Raw genomic sequence first — 7,859 nt, forward strand, 5'->3', positions numbered from 1 at the left:
GCATGAAGTGCTCCTCTGTTGGCGAAACCTGACTGCCAGGCTGCGGCGTGGTTTGCAAGGCCGTGGCCGCCGGGTGCTCGATTGTGGCTTTGTACAGCCCCGCTCAGCCCACCCCGTGTCCGAACACGGCCCGGTGCAGTGCGCTGATCTGCGGGTGCGTGCGCAGCGCGGCCGTGCCGGGGTCGCGCAGCAGCATGGGCAGCACGGCGCAGTGGGTGTTGTAGGCGTGCACGATCAGCTGCGCGGCGCGCTCGGTGTCGCCGAGTGCGGCGCACGCTGCCGCGTGCATGGCGGCGCTGCCGGGTGACGAGGCGCTGCACGCGAGGCAGGCATCGATCAGCGCGCGGGCTTCTTCGGTGCGGCCGCAGCGTGCGAGCACGTACGACAGGATCGACAGCGTGTAGGGTGGTGCGTCGCGCTGCTCGGCGAGCTGCCACGCCTGCTCGGCAAGCGCCGGCTCGGGCTTCGAGATCGCCAGCAAGCCGATGCGAAAAATGGCAGCGATGGCGTTGTCGGGGTGGTCGCTGAAGGTGGCTTGCAGCTCGCGGATCGCGGCCTCCGGTTGGCCGGCATGGGAGAGCGCCCGCGCGAGCATGGCGCGCAGCAGCGGCGCGTGGGGCTGCAGCGCGATGGCCTGGCGAAAGCGTTCGGCCGCGCCTGTGGTGTTGCCCAGTGCGAGCCGGTGCCAGCCGTGCAGGAAGAGCGCGTCGGCATCGTTCGGCGCCGCGGCCAGCGCTGCGCGGTGATGGTGCTCGGCCTCGTCGAAGCGCCACGCCAGGTCGAGCAGCCAGGCGCGGTAGGTGACGAGGCCGGGCGTGTGTGCGTCGATGCGTTGCGCCTCGTCGAGCTGGGCCAGGCCTTCGTCGACGAAGGCAGTGCCGGTGAGCAAGCCCCAGCTGGCCGCGCCGGCAAGTGTCTCGGCCAGCGTCACCCGGGCGCTGGCGTAGCGCGGGTGCGCCTGCACCAGCGAGCGCAGCAGGGCGAGCGCGCGCTGCATGGCGGCGGGGGTGCGCCGCTGCGCCAGCGCGCGCGCATGCAGGTGCGTCTCGACCGCCTGCGGCGCGGCCTGTGCGGTGGCCAGCAGGCGGGCGTGGCCCGCTGGCGGCTCGGTGGCGAGGCCACCCTGCAAACGGTAGCCCGCGCCGTAGACCGACTCGATCGGCACGCCGGGCAGCGCGCGCCGCACGCGGCTGATGCAACGTGCCAGGCTTTCGTCCGACATCGGTCGGCCCTGCCAGGCCTCGTCGGCAAACGCCTGCTTGCTCACCACCTCGGGCGCGCGGCGGATCAGCAGCGCGAGCACCGCGCGCTCCTTGGGCGGCAAGTCGAGCAAGCCGCCTTGCCACAAGGGAAAGCCCTGAGCGTCCAGGCCCAGCATCATCAGGATCCGATCAAGATTGTGTTGCGACGGCTGCCTAGTATCGGTGCGCCTCCCACTCGATCTTCACGCCACCATGCGCTCTTCACTTGCTTTCTTGTCGGCTTTGATGTGGGCCGGCAGCGCCTTCGCCCAAGCCCCGCAACTGCCCGCGCCCGACGCGGTGTCGCTCGACCGGCTGGGCACCATGAGCAGCTTCCCGCCGCGGCCCGACCAGCTCGTCGACCAGAGCAACCGCACCCAGTACCCGCAGATGCGTTGGGTGCTGCAGCACACGCGCGAGCTGCTGCCCACGCGCAACATCCGCCGCGGCAGCGGCCCGGTCTCGACGCTGCGCACGGCGCCGCGCGAGCTGGGCAGCGTGGTGTTTCAAGACGACAAGGGCCAGGACATCACCGTCGACGCCTGGCTCACGCAGACCTACACCGACGCCCTGGTCGTGATGCACCGCGGCCGCATCGTCTACGAGCGTTACATGAACCAGATGCGGCCCGAAACGCCGCACCTGCTGTTCTCGGTCACCAAGTCGTTCACCGGCCTGCTGGCCGCGCAGCTCGCGCACGAAGGCAAGATCGACCTCGACGCGCCCGTCACGAAATACGTGCCCGAGCTGGCCGACAGCGCCTGGGCTGACATGAAGGTGCGCGAGGTGATGGACATGACCGGCGCGGTGCGCTACCGCGAGGTTTACACCGACCCGACGACCGAGGTCTTCCCCTACCTGTATGCCAGCACGCTGCTGCCGCCGCAACCCGGCTACACCGGCCCGCGCAACATCTACGACTTTCTCAAGACGCTCAAGAAAGAGGGCGAGCACGGCGCGGGCTTCGTCTACCGCACGGTGCACTCCGAGGTGCTGGGCTGGATCGTCTCGCGCGTCACCGGCCGGCACTTCGCCGACGTGATGAGCGAGCGCATCTGGAGCCGCCTCGGCATGGAAGAAGACGCCTACCTGATGGTCGACCCGGTGGGCACACCGCTGCAAGGCGCCGGCCTCAACGCCACCGCGCGCGACCTGGCTCGCTTTGCCGAGATGCTGCGCCGAGGCGGCGAGTTCAACGGCCAGCGCGTCTTCGACCGGGCGGTGATCGACGACCTGAAGCGCGGCGGCGACCGCGAGAAGTTCAAGGCCTCGGGCATGGCGTTTCGTGCCGGCTACTCGTATCACAACCAGTGGTGGGTGCTGCACAACGCCGATGGTGCGTTCGAAGCGTCGGGTGTGCACGGCCAGATGGTGCACATCAACCCGGCGGCCGAGATGGTGGTGATCAAGCTCTCGTCACACCCGGTGGCCGGCGCCGGCTTCACGCACCCGCTCACGCTCAAGGCCTGGGAGGCCTTGGCGAAGGCGGTGCGCTGAATGGCTTCAGGGCCTGGTGTGCGGCGTGTAGGTGCCTGTTGCCGTGCTGGCCGCCTGCGCCGGCGGCTGGCGCGGCTGCTGGGTGGTGCTGAAACATTTGCCGTTGCCACCCTCGGCGCGTATGGCGCCGCGGGCTCGCTTGCGCACTGCCTGCGATCCCTCTTGCAACGAAGCGATCACGTCGACCTTGAGCGTGCGGTAGTGGTTCTGGCCGTTGCTGAACTGGTGCTCCAGGTAGCAGCGGTTGCCGTTGGCACCCCAGGTACCTTTCTTGGACAAGGGCACGCCGATCTTTTCCCACGCGAAGCTGGTGCAGTCTGCATTCGTGCAGCGCTCACCCCAGGCCACGGCTGACAACCTCGCCTTGCTGCACTGGGCTTGCGTGAGCTGCAGGTCACCCCAGGTGGCATTGAGCGTGTAGCGCTTCCAGTGGGTCTTCAAGTCGCCCAGGGGCCCGAAGGCCACCACGAAGCCGCCGCACGAACCACCGTTGCTGGGGCCTGCCGAGGTGGCCTCGTAGCGCTGGTAGTAGCTGCAGGTGTCTTCTTGCACGGCCACCGGTTGTGTGGGCGCGGCATCTGCGTTCTGGGGCAACTCGCACAAGCCGAAGGTGGCGAGCTGTTTTTTAGCCTCGACTTCTTGCAGCGTGTACTGGCGTTCTGAAGAAGTGACGGCGCCCACATCGTTCGGGGCTGCCTGCGCGGCGCCAGACACGAAGATGAACAGGGCCTGCACGACGATGAACGAGAGGGATCGGGTCATGGCGGTCTCCTTGAGCGGCACGTGATGCTGGCCGGCAATCGAAGGATGACGCGGCCAAGACCGCGATGCCGTCTCGGCTCAGCGCTGTCACGCAGCGCGCAAACGTTTTGCCTCGTCCTTGATCAGCCGAACGAGCCTGGTCGCTGCGACGTTGAGCGGCGAGTCGCGCTTGACGAACAGGCTCATCATCGACGAGGCCATTTTCTCGCGTACACGAATCGGTTCGAGCAGCCGGTCGGCGATGCCGAGCGCAAGCAACGATTTGGGAACCGTGGCGATGAGATCGGATTGCGCCGTGATCGCGATCAGCCCCGGAATCGACTCGCAGCGAATGACCCAGCGCGGCGTGGGCAGGCCGGCGGCGGCAAACATGTCGTCGACGACGAGGCTGGCGGTGCCGAGGCCGGCGGTGATCCATTCGGAGTCCATCAGGTCCGCCAGCGAGCGTGTTTTGGCGAGGGGGTGACCGTGTCGCACGACGATCACCATCTCGTTCGGATAGAGCGGCGTGGCGACAAGATCGCCGGGCAGGGGGACGCGCAACGACGGGCCCAACGCAAAGTCGAGCGACTCGTCGCGCACGCGCGGCAGCGTTGCCACCGGCATGCCCTCGACGATGCGCACATCCACCGGAAAGTCGCGCCGAAGCAGCTTGAGCGGCCCCGGCAACAACGCTGCCGCGGCGGCGGGCGATGCGCCCAGCACGATGGGGCCGCCCGCCTGCTTCACCGCATCGGCGAGTTCAGCCTGCCCGCGCTCGATCTCGCGACACGCACTTCGGGCGCGCAGCAGAAACGTCTGCCCGTGCTTCGTCAATTCGGTGCCCCGAGCCGTGCGGCGCACCAGCACCACGCCGAGCTGCGCTTCGAGCGCACGCAGGTTCTTTGTCACCGCCGGCTGGGAAACCCCGAGTGCGCGCGCCGCCCCACCGACGCTGCCGACTTCGGCAAGCGCGACGAATTGGCGCAGCTGGGCAAGGCTGAGTGACATAACCGAATGTTATGGGCAAGAAGCTTACGCCGTCTGGCGCCGGGTCGGGGGCGCTGCTCAACTGCTTGCATCACTCTTGGAGTTCGACATGCCGACCTCAGCCATCAGCACACTTGCCCGGCTCGCACTCTGCGCCGTTTTTGCAACGATGGTGGCGTCGGCGGCGCCCGTCGCGGCGGCCGAGAGTTATCCGTCGAGGCCGATCCGGATCATCGTCACGGGAACCCCGGGTGGACCGCCCGACCTTCTCACCCGATGGCTCGCCGAGCGTCTCGCCGCGCCGCTGGGCGTGGCCATCGTGGTGGAGAACCGGCCCGGTGCCGGTGGCAATGTCGCGATGCAAGCCGCTGCGCGCAGCCCACCCGACGGCTACACCTTGGTGGTCGCGGGCCAAGGCCCCTTCGCGCTCAACCCGCACATGTACACCCACCCGGGCTACAACGCGATGGCCGACTTCGCACCGATCACCGAGATCGAGCGCGGCCCACTGTTGCTCGCGGTGAACGCGGAGGTGCCGGTGCATTCGGTGGCGGAGCTCATCGCGCTTGCGAACAAGAAGCCGGGTGAGTTGAACTGCGGCTCCCCTGGTACGGGCACGCCGCCGCATCTGGCCAGTGAGTTGTTCAGCCGCAGCGCCAACCTGAAGGTGGTGCACGTGCCGTACGCCGGCGCGCCTGCAGCGATGCTCGACCTCATCGCGGGCCGCCTGACCTTCACGTTCGGCACTCTCAACGTGCAACTGCCGCAGGTCAAAGCCGGCAAGATTCGTGCGCTCGCGGTCACGAGCCCCGCACGGCTCGAAGCACTGCCCGAAGTACCCACCGTGGCCGAATCGGGCCTGCCCGGTTTCGAATACGCCGGGTGGCTCGGCATCGCGGCACCGGCGGACACGCCGGCGCCGATCATCGAGCGGCTCCAGCGCGAGATCGCGGCGATCCTGCGCACCGATGAGGCGCGCAAGTACTTCGCGTCGTACGGCCGCGAGCCGGTGGCCAGCACGCCCGCGGCGTTTGCGGCTTTCATTCGCATGGAGCATGCGAAATGGGGCCAAGTCATCCGCGACGCGAACATCAAGGCCGAGTAGGTTCGGGAGCAGCCATGTCCGACACGCAGTACGTCTTCGACAACGCGCACGCACAGACGCGCGAGCGTTTCCCCGCGCTCGCGGGTCTGTACGACGACGAGACGATCCGCTGCCTGCGCTCTGTGGGTGTCACTTCGGGATGGCACTGCCTGGAGGTCGCGGCGGGAGGCGGCACCATGGCCCAGTGGCTCGCCGCCCAGGTGGGCAGCAGCGGCCGGGTGCTCGCCACCGACCTCGACACGCGTTTTCTCGAATCGCTGGCTGACCCCGCACTTGAAGTGTGCAGGCACGACATCGCGCGCGACCCCTTGCCCGAGCGGGCATTCGACCTCGTGCACGCGCGGCTGATTCTCGTCCACCTGCCTGAGCGTGAACTGGCCCTGGCGAAGATGGTGGGTGCGCTGAAGCCGGGTGGCTGGCTGGTCTGCGAGGAGTTCGATTCGCAGTCGATGCCGGCTGACCCGGCGCGCCATCCGGACGAGCGTGCGCTGAAGGCGCAAGCTGCCTTGCAGCGGGTGATGGCGTTGCGCGGCGCGAACACCCGCTACGGGCGCGACCTGGCCGCACGCATGCGCGCCCATGGCCTGGTCGACATTCGCGCTGAGGGACGCATGGCCATGTGGCAAGGCGGGTCGAGCGGGGCGCGGCTGTTTCGCGCCAACTTCGAACAACTGCGAGAAGAGCTGCTGCGGCTCGGCTTGCTCACACCGGCTGAGTTGCACGATGACCTCGCCCGCCTCGACGACCCGCGCACCCTGTTCCCTTCGCCGGTGATGTGGACCGTGTGTGGCCGCAGGCGTGAGGCGGCACTCTGATCGCCTGCCCTCACCCCATGCCGCGCCATCAACAAGCCCAACACCACCAACGCCAGCACCACGTCGTAGCGCAGCCGGCGCTGTGCGGCGGTGGCCCTTGATTTCGACATCTCCGTGCCGTCGTCGTGCTCCACATGCGTTATCCAGTGGTGAAAACCAGTTCGCCGTGCAACGAAAGGGGTGAAGCGCGGATCATGCGGGAGGGCGGCCCGGGGGCTAAACAAGAGCGCAGAGTACGGCCATTCGGGGCTTGCCGCAGTGCTGTCACACTCGGCTCATTGTTCACAACGCGATCAGAGGAGCCCCATGGACGCCTTCTACTACTGGAGAAACTACGAGCAAGACCTGAAAGCAGGCCTGCCGGGCTACTTCAAGTCCAGCTCCGACAAGCTGCAGATCCTGGCCGACGGCCAGCCCGAGTACATCTGGGTGTTCAAGACGCCGCAAGGCCGCAAGGGCCAGCTGCAGCTGCTGGGCCGCCTGCACTGGCGCGAGGCGCCGACCAAGGGTTTCCGCAAGGAAGCGGGCTACTTCTACATCCATTACGACGCGTCACACCCCACCTCGGAGCTGTTCATCGACAGCGGCACCGACGCCGCACTGGAAGTCACCACCACCTGGGCCTCGCGCCACTTCCAGCAGATGCGCACCGCCAACTTCAATGGCGCACACGGGCAAGAGGCCTTGCGCGGCCAGCCGCTGAAGGAGCTGGAGGCGCAGGCACGAGGTTTCCAGCGCCGGCCGGTGGTGATGCCGTTGCCCGCTAACCCGGTGGTGCCGGCCTGAGAGGGCCCGGCCTGGTCGAAGAGGCCTCGGTGCGTCACCGAGGCCTTTCGAAGTCAAGCTCAGGTGCGCGACGACGGCCCGTAGAACGGTTGCCGCGTCGGCTCGTCGCCCAGGTAGCCGTTGTAGAAGTTCTTGACATGCGGGAACACGGCTTTCGACAGCTGGCGGCGCTTCTCTTCGTCGGCGCTGCGCGGCCGTGACAGCGCTTCAGCGATCTCGGCCAGCACCTTGTCGCGGTCGATGTACTTGAAGCGGCCCTGCGCGTAGATCGGATCGCCCCCCACGTACACCGTGTCGACGTGGCGCTGGTGGGCGCGCTGGATCAGCGCGTCGAGCACGGGGATGTCTTCGTCCTGGTAGGGGTAGGTCGCCGCTTGATAGTCAATGGCCACCGCATCGAATTGCATGCCCGGGTCGAGCCGGCCGATCTGCCCGCGAAAGGCCGTCGTCTTCGCGCCGTGCTCGCTGGCCATCTGCAACACCTGCGGGCAGCTCGGTACCTCGTCGTCGTCCATGCCCGGCACGCGGTGCGCGCGCAACGCAAGCTTCATCTCCTGCAGCATGTCGCGGTCTTCGTTGATGCCGGCTTCGTCGAGCCCCATGCCGATGGTCACGCCGCGTCTGGCCAGCTCGTTGATCGGTGCCACGCCACTGCGCAGGCGGAAGTTGCTGCTGCAGTTGTGG

The 7,859-nt window shown here is 67.8% G+C and carries 8 protein-coding genes; 4 read left to right on the forward strand and 4 right to left on the reverse strand.

The genetic code is table 11. From position 1 onward, the window contains the following. Nucleotides 1-103: 103 nt before the first annotated feature. A complete protein-coding gene (locus RMO40_RS03705) occupies nucleotides 104-1,378 on the reverse strand; it encodes a winged helix-turn-helix domain-containing protein (RefSeq protein WP_309716482.1) in 1,275 nt (424 codons plus the stop codon). Between the two features lie 76 nt (nucleotides 1,379-1,454). On the opposite strand from RMO40_RS03705, the gene RMO40_RS03710 reads away from it, so the two are divergent. Continuing rightward, a complete protein-coding gene (locus RMO40_RS03710) occupies nucleotides 1,455-2,738 on the forward strand; it encodes a serine hydrolase (protein ID WP_309716485.1) in 1,284 nt (427 codons plus the stop codon). Between the two features lie 6 nt (nucleotides 2,739-2,744). Here RMO40_RS03710 and RMO40_RS03715 read toward each other — a convergent pair whose 3' ends face one another. Further along, a complete protein-coding gene (locus RMO40_RS03715) occupies nucleotides 2,745-3,500 on the reverse strand; it encodes a hypothetical protein (protein ID WP_309716488.1) in 756 nt (251 codons plus the stop codon). A gap of 87 nt (nucleotides 3,501-3,587) precedes the next feature. Continuing rightward, on the reverse strand, nucleotides 3,588-4,490 hold the full coding sequence (locus RMO40_RS03720; RefSeq protein ID WP_309716491.1) for a LysR substrate-binding domain-containing protein: 903 nt from the start codon (nucleotides 4,488-4,490) through the stop codon (nucleotides 3,588-3,590). Between the two features lie 88 nt (nucleotides 4,491-4,578). Here RMO40_RS03720 and RMO40_RS03725 point away from each other — a divergent pair, with 88 nt between their 5' ends. The 3 genes from RMO40_RS03725 to RMO40_RS03735 all read left to right on the forward strand — a co-directional run bounded on the left by RMO40_RS03725 (nucleotide 4,579) and on the right by RMO40_RS03735 (nucleotide 7,175). Next, entirely contained in the window at nucleotides 4,579-5,574 is a 996-nt protein-coding gene (locus tag RMO40_RS03725; RefSeq protein WP_309716493.1) for a tripartite tricarboxylate transporter substrate binding protein, read from the forward strand. Between the two features lie 14 nt (nucleotides 5,575-5,588). Continuing rightward, on the forward strand, nucleotides 5,589-6,389 hold the full coding sequence (locus RMO40_RS03730; RefSeq protein ID WP_309716496.1) for a methyltransferase domain-containing protein: 801 nt from the start codon (nucleotides 5,589-5,591) through the stop codon (nucleotides 6,387-6,389). A gap of 306 nt (nucleotides 6,390-6,695) precedes the next feature. Continuing rightward, nucleotides 6,696-7,175, forward strand: coding sequence for a hypothetical protein (locus RMO40_RS03735; RefSeq protein WP_309716497.1), 480 nt, complete (start codon nucleotides 6,696-6,698; stop codon nucleotides 7,173-7,175). Between the two features lie 59 nt (nucleotides 7,176-7,234). On the opposite strand, the gene RMO40_RS03740 is transcribed toward RMO40_RS03735, so the two are convergent. After that, the coding region (locus RMO40_RS03740; protein ID WP_309716500.1) for an amidohydrolase family protein at nucleotides 7,235-7,859 on the reverse strand (625 nt) is incomplete at its 5' end.

Origin of the sequence: Rhizobacter sp. (assembly GCF_031412075.1) — a bacterium.
Taxonomy (GTDB): Bacteria; Pseudomonadota; Gammaproteobacteria; order Burkholderiales; family Burkholderiaceae_C; genus Rhizobacter.

What these genes read in the sequence shown, in the direction of transcription:
- RMO40_RS03705 (WP_309716482.1), bottom strand. Translation starts at nt 1,378, where the DNA reads ATGCTGGGCCTGGACGCTCAGGGCTTTCCCTTGTGGCAAGGCGGCTTG.
- RMO40_RS03710 (WP_309716485.1), top strand. Translation starts at nt 1,455, where the DNA reads ATGCGCTCTTCACTTGCTTTCTTGTCGGCTTTGATGTGGGCCGGCAGC.
- RMO40_RS03715 (WP_309716488.1), bottom strand. Translation starts at nt 3,500, where the DNA reads ATGACCCGATCCCTCTCGTTCATCGTCGTGCAGGCCCTGTTCATCTTC.
- RMO40_RS03720 (WP_309716491.1), bottom strand. Translation starts at nt 4,490, where the DNA reads ATGTCACTCAGCCTTGCCCAGCTGCGCCAATTCGTCGCGCTTGCCGAA.
- RMO40_RS03725 (WP_309716493.1), top strand. Translation starts at nt 4,579, where the DNA reads ATGCCGACCTCAGCCATCAGCACACTTGCCCGGCTCGCACTCTGCGCC.
- RMO40_RS03730 (WP_309716496.1), top strand. Translation starts at nt 5,589, where the DNA reads ATGTCCGACACGCAGTACGTCTTCGACAACGCGCACGCACAGACGCGC.
- RMO40_RS03735 (WP_309716497.1), top strand. Translation starts at nt 6,696, where the DNA reads ATGGACGCCTTCTACTACTGGAGAAACTACGAGCAAGACCTGAAAGCA.